We start from the raw sequence: 15303 nt of genomic DNA, 5'->3' as shown, positions 1-15303 counted from the left end.
TTTCACGCGCATCCCTCTTTTCGTGCAGGTCTTCCGCGCAATCCCGTCCGTCGCAGACACCCCGGTCGCGCTGACCATCGGCAATTTCGATGGCGTGCACCTCGGCCACCAGACATTGCTCGCGCAACTGGCTGAGAAGGCGCGCGCGCTCGGCGTGCCGGCCGCGGTGATGACCTTCGAGCCGCACCCGCGCGAGTTCTTCATGCACGAGCGGCGGCCGACGCGGCTCACCAGCCTGCGCGAAAAGCTCGAGCTCTTCCGCCGGGCAGGCGTCGATCGCGTCTATGTGTGCCGCTTCAACGCGCGCTTCGCCGCGCTCGGTGCGCAGGCCTTCATCGACGAACTGCTGGTGCGCGGACTGGCCGTGCGCCACCTCATCATCGGCGACGATTTTCGCTTCGGTCGCGGCCGCGAAGGCGATTTCGAACGACTGCGCGCGGCCGGCGAACTGCATGGCTTCTCGGTGGCGAGCATGGAGACCGTCGAGATCGGTGGCGAGCGCGCTTCCAGTTCCGCCGTGCGCGAAGCGCTGGAGCAGGGCGATCTGGCGCGTGCCGAACGCCTGCTCGGCCGCCCGTACGCGATCAGCGGTCGCGTCGAGCACGGACAGAAGATCGGTCGCCAGCTCGGCTTCCCGACCGCCAACATCCAGCTCAAGCACCGTTCGCTGCCGCTGTCCGGCATCTATGCGGCGACCGTCACCGGTGGCGGGCTGCTGAATGCGCCGGGCGCAGCCAGCGTGGGCGTGCGTCCGACGATTGCCGACGGATTGCGGCCGACCTGCGAGGTCTATGTGCTGGACCGCGAGGTCGACCTGTACGACCAGCACGTGTCCGTGCGCTTCTGCCACAAGCTGCGCGACGAAGCGCGCTACGAAGGCCTGGAGGCGCTGCGCGAAGCGATCGCGCAGGACGTGGCGAACACCCGCAGGTGGTTCGCCGAAAATCCGATTTCCGAAGACTGAACCTGGCTGATCAAGATGGCTGATTACCGCACGACGCTGAACCTGCCCGACACCGCCTTCCCGATGCGCGGCGACCTGCCCAAGCGCGAACCCGGCTGGGTTCAGCAGTGGCAGCAGACCCAGCTCTACAAGCGCATCCGCGAAAAGGCCGCCGGCCGTCCGAAGTTCGTGCTGCACGACGGCCCGCCGTATGCGAACGGCGACATCCACCTCGGCCACGCGGTGAACAAGATCCTGAAGGACATCATCGTCCGCTCGAAGACGCTGGCAGGTTTCGACGCGCCTTACGTGCCGGGCTGGGACTGCCACGGTCTGCCGATCGAGCACCAGATCGAGAAGAAACACGGCAAGAATCTGCCGGCCTCCGAGGTGCGCAAGCTGTGCCGCGCCTTCGCCGGTGAGCAGGTGGAGATCCAGAAGAAGGGTTTCATCCGCCTTGGCGTGCTGGCCGACTGGGACCGCCCCTACCGCACGATGGATTTCGGCAACGAGGCGGGCGAAATCCGCGCACTGGCCGAAATGGTGAAGAAGGGCTGGGTGTATCGCGGCCTGAAGCCGGTGAACTGGTGTTTCGACTGCGGATCGGCGCTGGCCGAAGCCGAAGTCGAGTACCAGGACAAGGGCAGCCCGGCGGTCGACGTCGGCTTCCCGATCAGCGAGCGCGAGCGCGGCCGTCTGGCCGCCGCATTCGGTCTGGCCGAACTGCCGGCGGGCAGCGTGCATGCGGTGATCTGGACCACCACGCCGTGGACCATTCCTGCCAACCAGGCGCTGAACATGCACCCGGAGCATGTGTATGCGCTGGTGCAGACCGACGCCGGCTGTCTGGTGCTGGCCGAGGCGCTGGTCGAACAGAGCCTGAAGCGCTTCGGCCGCGAAGGCCGCGTGCTGGCCACCGCAACCGGCGACAAGCTGGAGCGCATCGCCTTCCATCATCCGCTGTACGAGCGCGAGTCGCCGGTCTTCCTGGCCGACTACGTAGGCATCGACGCCGGTACCGGCATCGTGCATTGCGCGCCGGCCTATGGCGTGGATGACTTCAACTCCTGCATGAAGAACGGCCTGACCGTGGCCGACGTGCTGAACCCGGTGCAGAGCAACGGCGTGTATGCCGAATCGCTGCCTTTCTTCGGCGGCCTGCACATCTGGAAGGCAAACCCGGTCATCGTGGACAAGCTGGCCGAGGTCGGCGCGCTGTTCTCGCACGAAAAGATCCAGCACAGCTACATGCACTGCTGGCGCCACAAGACGCCGCTGATCTACCGCGCTACCGCGCAGTGGTTCGTCGGCATGGACCTGAAGCCCGAGGGCGGCCCCAGCCTGCGCGAATCGGCGCTGGCCGCGATCGAGAACACCGACTTCTACCCGGACTGGGGCAAGGCGCGGCTGGCAGCAATGATCGCCAATCGGCCGGACTGGTGCATTTCGCGCCAGCGCAACTGGGGCGTGCCGATTCCGTTCTTCATCCACCGCGAAAGCGGCGAACTGCATCCGCGCACGGTCGAACTGATGGAAGCGGTGGCGCAGCGCGTGGACGCCGAAGGCATCGACGCCTGGTTCAACCTCGACGCCGCCGAACTGCTGGGTGCCGACGCGGCGCAGTACGAGAAGATCAGCGACACGCTGGACGTCTGGTTCGATTCCGGCGCCACCCATTGGCACGTGCTGCGCGGCTCGCACGCCGATCTGGCGCGCACCGACGGCGGCCCGGTGGCCGACCTCTACCTTGAAGGTTCGGATCAGCACCGCGGCTGGTTCCACTCGTCGCTGCTGACCGGTTGCGCGATCGACGGCCAGGCGCCGTACAAGGCGCTGCTGACGCACGGCTTCACGGTCGATGCGCAGGGCCGCAAGATGTCGAAGTCGCTCGGCAACGGCATCGAGCCGCAGGAGGTGGGCAACAAGCTGGGCATTGAAATCCTGCGCCTGTGGCTGGCCTCGACCGACTATTCGGGCGAGCTGTCGATTTCGAAGGAAATTCTCGACCGCGTGGTCGAAACCTACCGCCGGCTGCGCAACACGGTGCGCTTCCTGCTCGCCAACATCGCCGACTTCGACGCGCAGGCCGACATGCTGCCGGCGGACCAGTGGCTCACCATCGACCGATATGCGCTGGCGCTGACCCGCGACCTGCAGGCGCGCGTGACCGCCGACTACGACCAGTACGAATTCCACCGCGTGGTGCAGGCGCTGCAGCACTTCGCTTCGGAAGACCTCGGCGCCTTCTACCTCGACGTGCTGAAGGACCGGCTCTACACCACCGCACCCGGCTCGCACGCCCGCCGTTCGGCGCAGTCGGCGCTGTGGCACGTTACGCACACCCTGGTGCGGCTGATGGCGCCGGTGCTGTCTTTCACCGCCGAGGAAATCTGGACCGTACTCGGCGACAAGTCGGCCGACAGCGTCATGCTGACCACCTGGCACGAACTGCCGGAACAGGCGGACGAAGCCGCACTGATGGCGCGCTGGACACGCATCCGCACCTTGCGCGCCGAATCGGCCCGCGTGCTGGAAACGCTGCGCTCGGAAGGCGGCATCGGTTCGTCGCTGCAGGCCGAAGTCGAGGTGCGCGCTGCCGGCGAACTGCACGACGACCTCGCGTCGCTGGGTGACGATCTGCGCTTCGTGCTGATCACCTCGGCCGCGACGCTGAAGAAGGTGGCGAGCGAGGCGGAGCAGGGCGTCACGGCGACGCCGAGCGCACACGCCAAGTGCGCCCGCTGCTGGCACTACCGCGCAGATGTCGGCAGCAATGCCGAACATCCGGAACTGTGCGGCCGTTGCGATGCCAATCTGCACGGTGCGGGCGAAGCCCGCGAACACGCCTGAACGGAAGCCGATGAACGCACGCCTTGCCGGCTGGCTCGCCCTGTCCGCCTTCGTGGTCGGGGTGGACCAGCTCACCAAATACCTGATCACGCAGTGGCTGAGCTATGGCCAGAGCTGGTCGGTCACCTGGTTCTTCGATCTGGTGCTGGTGTACAACCCGGGTGCCGCCTTCAGCTTCCTGGCCGACCATGACGGCTGGCAGCGCTGGTTCTTCATCGTACTGACGTCCACAGTGTCGATCTGGCTGATCATGCTGATGCGCAAGCACGTCGCCGAAGTGGTGTTGCCGCTCGGTCTGGCACTGATACTGGGCGGCGCGATCGGCAACCTGATCGACCGCGTCGTGCTCGGCGCCGTGGTCGACTTCCTGTATTTTCATGCCGGGAGCCGAGGCTTCCCGGCCTTCAATGTGGCTGACTCGGCCATCACAGCGGGCGTGGTGCTGATGCTGGCAGACCAGTTCGGTCTGTCGGACCGCTTCGCCCGCGCGGAGAAACAAGCATGAACGACACCGTCAAACCCGACAGCCTGGTCACGCTGCACTTCCGCGTCGCGCTGCCGGAAGGTGGTCAGGCGCTGATCAGCACCTTCGAATCGACGCCGGCCACGCTGCAGCTGGGAGGCGGCGAGCTGGCGCCGGCGCTCGAAGCGCGTCTTGCCGGGCTGGAAGTGGGCAGCCACCATGTGTTCGAGCTGGCGCCGGGCGAGGTATTCGGCGAGCACAAGGCCGATCTGGTCGAGCGTTTTGCGCGTCGCGACATCCCGGCCGACATCGAACTGGACGTGCATTCGGTGATCGAATTCACCGATAACGACGGCAACAAGTTTCCCGGGCTGGTGCGCGAACTGGACGAGCAGTCCGCGCTGATCGATTTCAACCACCCGTTGGCGGGCCGCGCCGTGCGTTTCGAGGTGGAGGTGATCGGTGTCTCCTGAGGGCGAGAACATGGACGTGCTGCTGGCCAATCCGCGCGGCTTCTGTGCCGGCGTGGAGCGCGCGATCGCCATCGTCGAGCGCGCGCTGGAGCAGTACGGGGCGCCAATCTACGTGCGCCACGAAGTCGTGCATAACAAGTTCGTCGTCGACAGCCTGCGCGCCAAGGGCGCCATCTTCATCGACGATCTGACGCTGGTACCGGAGGGCGCCACGCTTATCTTCAGCGCGCACGGTGTACCGCAGGCCGTACGTCACGATGCGTCGTCGCGTGGCCTGCGCGTGTTCGATGCGACCTGTCCGCTGGTGACCAAGGTGCACGTCGAAGTGGCCAAGATGCGCGACGCCGGCCGCGAGATCGTCATGATCGGCCACAAGGGGCACCCGGAAGTCGAGGGCACCATGGGGCAGTCGGAGGGCGGCATGTATCTGGTCGAAACCGTGGCCGACGTGCAGTCACTTCAAGTGACCGACCCGGACAAGCTGGCCTACGTGACGCAGACCACGCTGTCGGTCGATGACGCGCAGATCATCGTCGACGCGCTGCGCGCCCGCTTTCCGACCATCGTCGGTCCGAAGCGTGACGACATCTGCTACGCGACGCAGAACCGTCAGGATGCGGTCAAGTTCATGGCGCCACGCAGCGATCTGGTGCTGGTGGTGGGTTCGCCCAACAGTTCCAATTCCAACCGCCTGCGCGAAGTGGCAGAGCAGTTCGGCGTACCGGCGCACCTGATCGACAACGCCAACCAGATTGATCCCGCGTGGCTGGCAGGACGCAAGCGCATCGGCGTCACCGCCGGGGCGTCGGCACCCGAAGTGCTGGTGGATGCGGTGATCGCCCGGTTGCGCGAACTGGGTGCGGCATCGGTCAGGACGCTGGATGGCACGCCGGAGAACGTGAATTTTCCGCTGCCGAAGGAACTGGCTCAGCCGTGATCGGGCTTTGCGTGACGGCACTCCGTTTCATATACTCGAAACCATGAAATCTCCGCTCAACCGCGAACAGACCATTGATCTGCTGCGCGCTCACGACATCAACCTGACGCAGCCGCGCATCGACATCGCCTGCGTGCTGTTCTCGCGCATGGAGCATCTGTCGGCCGACCAGATACTGGCCATGGTCAACGAGACTTCCCCGTCCGCGTCGAAGGCGACCGTCTACAACACGCTCAAGGTGTTGCGTGAGGCCGGGCTGATCCGCGAGGTGATCGTTGATCCGACCAAGGTGTTCTTCGATCCGAACACCGAACCGCATCATCACCTGTACGACGTCGTGACCGGCTGCCTGACCGATATTCCGAACAGCACCTTGCGCATCGAGGGCATGCCGCAATTGCCGCCGGGCATGGTGGCCGACGGTGTAGACATCGTCGTGCGCGTGCGTCCGGGCGTCTGAGTGCGGCGAAATTACCGCTTTCTGCGCTACCTGAATTGATTTTGAGCCCTTCAGCGGCTATCATGCGCGCTCTTTATTGCCGCTGTAGCTCAGTCGGTAGAGCAGCGCATTCGTAATGCGAAGGTCACCAGTTCGATTCCGGTCAGCGGCACCAGTGAAATGAAACAGAAAAGCCAGTTCTTGCGAACTGGCTTTTTTGTTTTGTGCGGCTGGATTCCATGAAAAAACAAGGGGTTGCGGCCTCGCGGCGGCAACCCCTTCGATTTGATCAGCGCGATGTGCGCTCAGCCATTCACCTGCAGGCTGTCGCCAGCGACTTCTTCACTCAGCGCCAGTGGGACACTGAGACTGCGCAGCGCGGCGGTGACGTGGTGCATCGGTGCGATTTCGTGACGGAACAGGTAGGCGAGCACCTTGCCGTTGCTCCAGGTGTCGGGCAGCGCGATGCGCACGGTGTGCGCTGCGCTGGCGTCCAGTGCCGTATGCACGAGCCAGGCGCCGATCTGTTCGCGCAGCAGGAAACGGGTCTTCAGCGGGCTGGTGGCGAGCGACATGCCCGGTGCTTCGGACAGGCGGATGGCCAGGGCGCGTGCCAGCGGGATCCAGTCGGATTCGACCTGCTGGCCGTGGCAGGCGGCGAGAGCGGCGTGTTCCCGCTTCAGGAACTCACACAGCAGCGCTGCCAGTTCGCCAGCCGTCCAGTTGCGCAGGCCCGGAGCAGCCGGGGCTGCATCGTGCGCGGACGTGCTGTCATGATGCGCGGCATTCGCCGAGAAGCGCGGCCAGCTCGCCCGCGTACGGGCCGGGGACAGTTCTTCGCCTGCGCCTTGTTGGCGCGCGACGATGCCCCCTTCGTTCAGACTTGCACCCATGGCATACCTTTTGAGTTGTTGATTCGATGGTAATGCTGCGATGTGTCATTCTTTGGAACTTAGGTCACCCGGACTAAGGGTTTACCCGGATACTACTTTTCCTCCGATCTCCGCTTCCTCGACCTCCGTCACACCACGCGCGCTTGACACGATGCGCCGCAAACGGCCGTGGGGCTTGATGCAGACCGAGGGAATCCCGCAACCCGGAACTTGTCCGAACCTGCACCTCTGGTGTTATCGACACGGAAGTTAACAAATGAAGAACTCTTTTTCGCGCGCCATCCACCTTCGTGATTACGTCGCTCCCGCCTGGTGGGTGGACGAGGTCGAACTCGACGTAACCCTCGTCGACGACGGTACGGCCCTGGTTGCTGCCGTCATGATGTTGCGCCGCAACGAATCGGTGCCACGCGCACCGCTGCAGCTCGACGGGGAGGCGCTTGAACTGCTGCAGCTCAGCGTCGATGGACGCGCGCTGCCCGCGCCGGCCTCCTTCGTGCGCGAAGGCAGACTCGAACTGGCCGATCTTCCCGACCGTTGCCGTGTCGCGACGCAGGTGCGCATCAAACCGGACGAGAACACCACGCTGTCCGGCTTCTACCGCTCGAAGGACGGCTACTTCACGCAGTGCGAGGCGGAAGGCTTCCGTCGCATCACCTGGTTCCCGGACCGTCCGGACGTCATGTCACGCTACACCGTGACGCTGCACGCCGACAGGGCGCGCTTCCCAGACCTGCTGGCCAACGGCAACCTGGTCGCGAGCGGCGACGAGGAGGGTGGTCGCCACTGGGCGCGCTGGGTCGATCCCTTCCCCAAGCCCTGCTACCTGTTCGCCATGGTCGCGGCGAAGCTCGACCGCCTCGACGACAGCTATACGACGGCATCCGGCCGCAAGGTCGATCTGGCGATCTATGTCGAGCCGGGCAAGCTGGACCAGTGCGATTTCGCGATGCATGCACTGAAGAAGTCGATGCGCTGGGACGAACAGCGTTTTGGCCTGGAGCTCGACCTCGACCGCTACATGATCGTCGCCGTCGGCGACTTCAATATGGGGGCGATGGAGAACAAGGGCCTCAACATCTTCAATACCAAGTACGTGCTCGCGCGGCCGGACATCGCCACCGACGTCGATTACATGAACATCGACCGCGTGGTTGCGCACGAGTATTTCCATAACTGGACAGGCAACCGCGTCACCTGCCGCGACTGGTTCCAGCTGTCATTGAAGGAAGGCCTGACCGTTTTCCGTGACCAGGAATACGGGTCGGATGAATACTCGCGCCCGGTACAGCGCATCCAGGAAGTGCGCGGGCTTCGCGCGGCGCAGTTCCCGGAGGACGCCGGGCCGATGGCGCACCCGATACGACCCGCCAGCTACGAGGAAATCAACAACTTCTATACCGCCACCGTCTATGAGAAGGGGGCCGAGGTGGTGCGGATGATCCACACGCTGCTCGGCGAGGATGGTTTTCGTCGCGGCATGGATCTGTATTTCGAGCGGCACGACGGACAGGCAGTGACCTGCGATGACTTCGTGTCGGCGATGCAGGACGCATCAGGCGTCGATCTGACCCAGTTCCGCCGCTGGTACGAACAGGCCGGTACGCCGCGGCTGAAGGCCGAAGCCGCCTTCGATGCCACCAGCGGACGATGGACGCTGACGCTGACCCAGTCGAACCCGGAAACCGCCTACGAGAAACGTCTGGCTGAGGAGGGGCTGCAGTTCGCTCGCGGCCCGCTGCACATTCCGGTGGCGCTGGGTCTGCTGAGTGCGGATGGACGCGAAATCCTGCCGACCACGGTGCTGTCACTGACCGAGGCGACGCAGACCTTCGAGTTCGATCTGTCGTCGCATGCGCTCGCGTCGGCGCCGCTGCCGTCGCTGCTGCGCAATTTCTCGGCACCGGTGGCGCTCGATTTCGATTACGGCGATGTCGGGCTGGCGACCTTGATGGCGCACGACAGTGACGAATTCAACCGCTGGGAGGCCGGCCAGCGGCTGGCGACGCGGTTGATGCTGGCCGGTGTGGCGCAGGTGCAAGCCCGCAGTGAGCCCACGGTGCCCGATCTGTTCGTCGATGCCTTCGCTGCGGTGCTGGCACAGGCGGACGCCGATCCGGCCTTTGCTGCCGAGGCGCTCACGCTGCCATCCGAAGCCTGGCTGGGCGACCAGATGGCGGTGATCGACCCGGACGCAATCCACCGCGTGCGCACGTTTTTCAGGCGCACGCTGGCCGAGCGGCTGCGGCCGCAGTTCGAGGCGTTGCTGGCGCGTCATGTCGTGTCGGGCGCCTACGCACCGGAACCGGCGGCGATGGGCCGGCGCGCACTGCGCAACCTCGCGCTCGGCTACCTGATGACGCTGGACGACAGTGCGCTGCAGCTGCGCGCGCTGGCGCAGTTCCGCGACGCCGACAACATGACCGACCAGTTCGCCGCGTTCTCGCTGCTGGCGCACAGCGAAACACCGCTGCGCGAAGTGGCGCTGAACGAGTTCTATGCACGCTGGAAGGACGAGGCGCTGGTGGTGGACAAGTGGCTGGCGGTGCAGGCGACCTCGCCGCTGCCGGACGCCCGCGCCCGCGTGCGCGAGCTGATGGCGCACGAGGCCTTCGACCTGAAGAACCCGAACAAGGTGTATGCGCTGGTGCGCACCTTCTGCGCCGCCAATCCGCTGCACTTCCACGCCGCCGACGGCTCCGGCTACGCCTACGCCGCCGGCGTCATCCGCGAACTGGACCCGGTGAATCCGCAGGTCGCGTCGCGGGTGGCCCGGGCTTTCGACCGCTGGCGTCGCTTCGATGACGGCCGTCAGGCCCACGCACGCAAGGCGCTGGAGAGCATCCGCGACCTGCAGGGGCTGTCGGCCGACGTGGCCGAGGTGGTGGGTCGGGCGCTGGCCTGACACCGTGCTGCGGCCCGGCCGGGCCGCAGCCGCCGCGGATCAGAAGCGATAGGTGGCCGAAGCGCGCACCGTACGCAGCGTGCCGAGGAAGCAGTCACCGCGTGACAGGCAGGTTGTGTAGTACTCGCGGTCGGCGATGTTGTCGACGTTGAGCGCATAGCGCCACTGGCCTGTCCGGTAGGCGAGCAATGCGTCCATCAGCGTGATCGAAGGCGTACGCAGGCTGTCGGTGCCGTCCCAGCTGGCGCCGATGTAGCGTACGCCGCCGCCCACCTCGAACTGACCGGGCAGCTCGAAGGCGGTGAAGCGCTTCACCGCCCAGGCGCTCGCCATGTGTTCCGGAATGCTGGCGAGACGCTTGCCGAGATCCGCCGCGTTGCTCTGGGTGATCTCGCTGTCGGTGTAGGTGTAGGTCGCGATCAGATCGACGCCGCCTGCGAGGCTGGCCTGCGCTTCCGCCTCGACGCCACGTATCGTCGCCTCGCCGACCTGGATGCGGTTCAGCGCGTTGTTCGGGTCGGCGGTCAGGCGGTTCTTCTCCTTCAGCTCGTAGGCGGCCAGCGTCAGGAACAGGAGGCTGCCCGGCGGCTGGTACTTCACGCCGACTTCCCACTGTTCGCCTTCGAGCGGCTTGTAGGCCTCGTTGTAGAAGTTGAAGCCGGCGCTCGGGTTGAACGATTCCGAATAGCTCACGTAGGGCGCCCAGCCGTTGTCGAACAGGTGCAGCAGGCCGGCACGCCAGGTGGTGGCGTGCGTGTCAATGCGCGCCGACGCCGCGTCGAGATCGTTGTTCTGGCGCGCCCAGTCGCGGCGTGCGCCTATGGTGGCGATCCAGCGGCGGTCTATCTTCAGCTGCTCCTGCAGGTAGAAGCCGCTCTGGTAGAGCTGGGTGTCCGGCTGCCGCGCCAGCGCGGGCACCGTGTAGTTGCCATAGACCGGCGCATAGACGTCGATCGCCGGCGCGTTGCCGCGACCCATTACCGAGCTGGTGAGCACGCGCTGGAAGTCGAAGCCGAACAGCACCGTATGCTCGAACGGTCCGTGCGAGAAGTTCGCCTGCAGTTGCGTGTCGGCGGTGAGCGCCTCGACCTCGGGCTTGGACACGTAGATCGTGCGGTTCAGCGTACGGCCGTCCGGGTTCAGTACGGGGGCTGGGCCGAAGCGGCTGTAGACCGACTGGTAGGTGACTTGGCTGTCGGAATGGCGCACGTTCTGACGCAATGTCAGCGCGTCGTTGAAGCGGTGCTCGAAGCGGTAGCCGAAGGCCTGCTGCTCGCCGATGTAGCGGTCGAATCCCGGTTCGCTGATATTGGTGCGGAACGGAATGCGGCCGTTCGGCGCCGGCAGCACGGTGCCCTGGTGCGGGAAGAAGAACTGCGTCGTGTTCGTGTGGTCGCGCTGCAGATTGGCCCACACCGTCAGTTCGGTATCGGTGCTCGGGCGCCAGGTCAGCGAGGGCATGAACACCATGCGGTCGTCCTGTGTGTGGTCGACCTGGGTCTCCGCATCCTGGCCGACCGCCACCAGCCGGTACAGCCACTTGCCTTCGCTGTCGAGCGGGCCGGTCGAATCGACGGCCAGACGCTTCAGGCCGTTGTTGCCGACGACCGCCTGCACTTCGTGCTGGGCCTCCGCCAGCGGGCGCTTCGACACCAGGTTTACGGTGCCGCCGAAACTGCCCTGGCCGTACATGATGGAGGAGGGGCCGCGCAGCACCTCGACCCGCTCCAGCGTGTAGACGTCCGGACGGATGTTGTTGTAGCTGCCGAACAGCATGCGCAGGCCGTCCTGGTACTGGGTGAAGCTGGCGCCGCGCAGTTGCGCCCAGTCGCCGCGATTGTCCAGTCCATAGGGTTCAGCACGAGCGCCGGCGGTGTAGCGCAGCGCGTCCTGCACCGACACCACCGACTGCGCTTCCAGCCGGTCGCGCGTGATGACCGAGATCGACTGAGCGGTTTCGACCAGCGGCGTGTCGGTCTTGGTGGCCGAGGCGCTGCGCTTTGCGACGTAGCCGCGGACCGGGCCGTCGGCCTTTTCGGTGGCGCGCGCGTCCTCGACCTTGACGGCCGGCAGGGTGGGTACGTCGGCGGCGTGGGCGCCGTGCGTCCAGGCCAGCAGCGCGAGACTGACCGGCCCCAGGCGCATCGCTGCGCGGGGAACTCGTTTCATGGCTTCTCCGGAATCTTGAATCGAATGGCCGGCGACAGCGCGCCGGCGCGGTTTTCAAATGGCCTGGCGCATTGGCTGGGTTCCATCGGTGGGGGCGGCCCAGACGCTGTTCGGATCACCGTCCAGGGCACGTTTTCGTGTCAGCGCGGCGAGCCAGACATAGCCGGCCGCCATCAGCAGCGCGCACAGGTCGATGCCGAGCAGCACCCAGTCGCCGAGCAGGGCGCTGCGCAGCAGATGGTCACCGGTCAGCGCGCCGTGACTGAGCGGAATCGCGGCCGTCAATGCCCCGGTCAAGAGCAGCAGTTCGAACGCTGCGCGCGAGGGCGGGCGCGCGAAGGACCACGCCAGCGCGGCGAAGAACACGCCGAAGCAGGCACTCTTCTCGATCAGTTCGCGGTCGGCTCCCGGCATTGCGGCCGCGATCTGGGTGGCGACGAAGGCTGCGGACACCGCAGCGCAGCAGCCGACGCAGACGCCTATCGTTGCCTGCGCCATGCGCACCAGATGCGTCGGTTGAGCGACCTGCTGGCGCTTGCGCCTTGCCTCTATCCACAGCAGATTGCCGCTGAAGAACAGGAAGGCGCCGGCCAGACCGAGCAGGCCGTACAGACCTTGCACGATGGCGCCGCCATAGCTGCCGAAGTGCAGCGCGTAGAGGCCGGCGTAGGCAGCATGATTGGCATCGTTGCGGCCTCCGGTCTGCACGTTCAGTACGCGGGCGGTAGCCGCTTCGAGCGCCACGCCGCCGGATACTGCCAGCGCACGCGGGCTGGTGCCCCTCACCTCGACCTGAGCGGCGCGGTCGCCGTACTGGTAGTAGCGCAGCCACTTCGGCTCGAATTCAGGCGCGGCCGCGCGCGCGGCCGTGACCAGCGCTGCAGGCGACTGCATCGGCGACGCCTCGCCCGATGCATCTGCACCGGTGGACACTCGCGTCGCACGCCGGATCTCGAGCGGCAGTTCGCCGCCGAACACCGGCACGTTCATCAGCGCGATCAGCACTGCCGACAGGCACAGCAGCGCACCGCTGATCGCGAACACGATGTGGAAAGGCAGGCTGCAGACACCGATCGCGTTGTGCGCGTCCTGCCAGAAGCGCTTCAGGTTGCGGCCCGGACGCAGTGCGAACAGGTCGCGCAGCAGCAGTGGCAGGTGGATGAGCACGCCCGACACCAGTGCCACGCCGTACATCATCGATACGATGCCCATCACATAGATGCCGGCGACCGGCAGCCCGAGCGAGAAATGCAGGCTGTTGATCAGATCCGCCAGGCCCGAATGCGGCGCTTCGTCTTCCAGTCCGGCGGCGACGCGCAGCGGCGCGTGCGTCCATTCGCCGTCCTCCTTCCAGTAGGCGACCGGCGACGGCGCGCTGGGCGACGGCAGTTGTACGAAGAAGTCGGCGGCCGCCTGCGGATGCTTGCGCACCATGCCGTCGATCAGGGCGGGCAGTTCGTCCGTCGTGACCGCCTGCGCGGTATGGCGGTGCTCCGGACTCTGCCAGTGGTGCAGGTCCTCATGGAACACCGTGATGGCGCCGCAGTAGAAGGCGACGAACAGCGCGAAGCCGGCGATCAGGCCGGTCCACGTGTGCAGGGCGGAGAAATGTCGGAGGGTGGATGACTTCACAGCGCGCCTCCAAGTCGTACGATGGTCAGCAGACCTGCGGCCGCGATGTTCAGGGACAGCATGCGCAGCCAGGCACTGCGGGTGTCGGCGAACAGCACGGCGGCGCAGGCGATGGCGGTCCACAGCGGGAAGAACAGTTGCAGCGACGGCACCAGTACGTCCTGCCAACGCCCGGGCCAACCCCAGGCGATCAGCCCGGTCAGTGCGGCGGCGAGCGGAATGCCGAGCAGCGCGCCGGCGGCAAAACGACCCCACATCACGATGGCTCCCGTGCGGACTGTCCGGGCAGCAGCGCCCAGGGCAGCGTGGCGAGCATCAGCATCCAGGCGACCAGTCCGGCACAGGGGCCGGCGACCGGGCCGAGCACCTCGGCCCATGCCCACAGCGACAGTGCACCGGGCACGATGCAGGCGGCAAGTCGCCAGGACAGAGGAGGGCGGCGGTGCAGCAGCACCTGCCGCGGGCTGCAGATGTAACAGGCGACGGCACACAGCGCGCACGTCAACATGGCGAGAATAATCATGATTGCGGACCAGCCACTCGATTGCTTGGCCCGGAATTAGACACCATGTAACTGCGTATGTGAACAGGAATGATTCGTATTAATAGCCTTGGCTGAAGAAGGGTGTTCGGCGCGCAGGCGTTCTCCGCGCGCGCTTACTCGTTCAGTCGGTCGCGATCATCGCCTCGAAGGCCAGCGCGGCCGGGCTGAGCGGGCGGCGCGGCAGGCGCAGGCGGTAGAGTTGGCGCGTCAGTTGCACACCGGGCAGCGTCAGTGTGGCGACCTTGCCGAGCGCGATCTGGTCGGCCGAGCTGACGCGCGGCACCATCGACACGCCGCCGCCGGCGGCGACGGTCTGGATGACCGCCTCGGTACTGCCGGCTTCTATCGTGCGAGCAGGCACGATGCCCAGCTTGTCCAGCCAGCGGTTCATTACTTCGCGGGTGCCGGAGCCGTGCTCGCGCACCACCCAGGTGACGGCGCTCAGGTCGGCGGCGCTGACCGTGCCGGCCTTGGCCAGCGCGCTGTCGGGCGGCGCGACGATGAGCAGGGTTTCGTCGCGCCAAGGGCGGGATTCGATCCGCTCGTCCTCGACCGGGCCCTCGACCAGCGCGATGTCGACTTCGCAGGCGAGCAGCCGGTCAGCCACCGTCTGCGTGTTGGCGCTGGTCAGGCTCAACGTGATGCCCGGATGCGCCTGGGCGAAATCGGCGACGTAGCCCGGCAGCCAGTAACCGGCCACCGTCATGCTGGCGCCGATGCGCAGTCGACCGCGCTCCAGGTTGGAATAGGCCTGCAGCGCTTCGAGCGCGGCGCGCTCCATCGCGAAGATGCCGCCTGCGTACTCGAACAGTACCTGACCCGCCTCGGTCAGCGACACGATGCGCGCGCCGCGCTCGATCAGCACCACGTCGAGCTGGTCTTCCAGTTCGCGCAGCGCCTTCGATACGGCGGGCTGGCTGATGCCAAGGTGCTCGGCGGCGCGCGAGAAGCTCGCGTGTTCGCCGACGGTATGGAAGATGCGGAGCAGGTGCAGGTTCATCGCGGTGTTCGGGTGCGGGGAGGCCGCATTGTTTCACATCGGGCCAAATGAAAAG

The 15303-nt window shown here is 66.1% G+C and carries 13 protein-coding genes and 1 tRNA gene; 8 read left to right on the top strand and 6 right to left on the bottom strand.

Annotation, left to right across the window (positions count from 1 at the left end; genetic code table 11):
• The first annotated feature begins 22 nt into the window (after positions 1-22).
• From WJU27_RS10435 to WJU27_RS10405, 7 genes are all read left to right on the top strand, one after another.
• Positions 23-964 carry a bifunctional riboflavin kinase/FAD synthetase gene (locus tag WJU27_RS10435; protein ID WP_341422074.1) on the top strand — a complete coding sequence of 314 codons (942 nt, stop codon included), beginning with the start codon at positions 23-25 and terminating at the stop codon, positions 962-964.
• A 15-nt stretch (positions 965-979) separates the two neighbouring features.
• Positions 980-3793 (top strand): isoleucine--tRNA ligase, encoded by a 2814-nt coding sequence (gene ileS / locus WJU27_RS10430; RefSeq protein WP_341422073.1) that lies wholly within the window; start codon positions 980-982, stop codon positions 3791-3793.
• 10 nt (positions 3794-3803) lie between these two features.
• Positions 3804-4298, top strand: coding sequence for a signal peptidase II (gene lspA, locus WJU27_RS10425; RefSeq protein WP_020163804.1), 495 nt, complete (start codon positions 3804-3806; stop codon positions 4296-4298).
• Positions 4295-4729 (top strand): FKBP-type peptidyl-prolyl cis-trans isomerase, encoded by a 435-nt coding sequence (locus WJU27_RS10420; RefSeq protein ID WP_020163805.1) that lies wholly within the window; start codon positions 4295-4297, stop codon positions 4727-4729. Before lspA ends, WJU27_RS10420 begins: the two co-directional genes overlap by 4 nt.
• 10 nt (positions 4730-4739) lie before the next feature.
• The gene (ispH, locus tag WJU27_RS10415; RefSeq protein WP_020163806.1) at positions 4740-5666 is read left to right on the top strand and encodes a 4-hydroxy-3-methylbut-2-enyl diphosphate reductase; all 927 of its coding nucleotides are present in this window, start codon (positions 4740-4742) and stop codon (positions 5664-5666) included.
• Positions 5667-5709: 43 nt separating this feature from the next.
• Positions 5710-6126 carry a Fur family transcriptional regulator gene (locus WJU27_RS10410; RefSeq protein ID WP_296809698.1) on the top strand — a complete coding sequence of 139 codons (417 nt, stop codon included), beginning with the start codon at positions 5710-5712 and terminating at the stop codon, positions 6124-6126.
• Positions 6127-6204: 78 nt separating this feature from the next.
• Positions 6205-6280: transfer RNA gene (locus tag WJU27_RS10405), tRNA-Thr, on the top strand.
• Between the two features lie 130 nt (positions 6281-6410).
• Here the strand turns inward: WJU27_RS10405 and WJU27_RS10400 are convergent.
• Positions 6411-6998: a hypothetical protein gene (locus tag WJU27_RS10400; RefSeq protein WP_341422072.1), complete on the bottom strand. Its 588-nt coding sequence runs from the start codon at positions 6996-6998 to the stop codon at positions 6411-6413.
• A 256-nt stretch (positions 6999-7254) separates the two neighbouring features.
• On the opposite strand from WJU27_RS10400, the gene pepN reads away from it, so the two are divergent.
• Entirely contained in the window at positions 7255-9903 is a 2649-nt protein-coding gene (gene pepN / locus WJU27_RS10395) for an aminopeptidase N (protein WP_341422071.1), read from the top strand.
• 39 nt (positions 9904-9942) lie between these two features.
• Here the strand turns inward: pepN and WJU27_RS10390 are convergent, their stop codons facing one another.
• The 5 genes from WJU27_RS10390 to WJU27_RS10370 form a co-directional block, all read right to left on the bottom strand.
• Complete coding sequence (locus WJU27_RS10390) at positions 9943-12072, bottom strand: TonB-dependent siderophore receptor (protein ID WP_341422070.1); 2130 nt, start codon at positions 12070-12072, stop codon at positions 9943-9945.
• Between the two features lie 54 nt (positions 12073-12126).
• Positions 12127-13704, bottom strand: coding sequence for a PepSY-associated TM helix domain-containing protein (locus tag WJU27_RS10385; RefSeq protein WP_341422069.1), 1578 nt, complete (start codon positions 13702-13704; stop codon positions 12127-12129).
• Positions 13701-13961 carry a hypothetical protein gene (locus WJU27_RS10380; RefSeq protein WP_020163811.1) on the bottom strand — a complete coding sequence of 87 codons (261 nt, stop codon included), beginning with the start codon at positions 13959-13961 and terminating at the stop codon, positions 13701-13703. The genes WJU27_RS10385 and WJU27_RS10380 overlap by 4 nt, the downstream gene beginning before the upstream one ends.
• Positions 13961-14227, bottom strand: coding sequence for a hypothetical protein (locus WJU27_RS10375; protein ID WP_341422068.1), 267 nt, complete (start codon positions 14225-14227; stop codon positions 13961-13963). The genes WJU27_RS10380 and WJU27_RS10375 overlap by 1 nt, the downstream gene beginning before the upstream one ends.
• Positions 14228-14369: 142 nt before the next feature.
• Positions 14370-15248, bottom strand: coding sequence for a LysR family transcriptional regulator (locus WJU27_RS10370; RefSeq protein ID WP_019919248.1), 879 nt, complete (start codon positions 15246-15248; stop codon positions 14370-14372).
• Between the last annotated feature and the right edge of the window lie 55 nt (positions 15249-15303).

It is taken from the genome of Methyloversatilis sp. NSM2 (assembly GCF_038066675.1).
GTDB classification, from domain to species: Bacteria; Pseudomonadota; Gammaproteobacteria; order Burkholderiales; family Rhodocyclaceae; genus Methyloversatilis; species Methyloversatilis discipulorum_A.
This window is presented reverse-complemented; position numbering and strand designations above follow the sequence as displayed.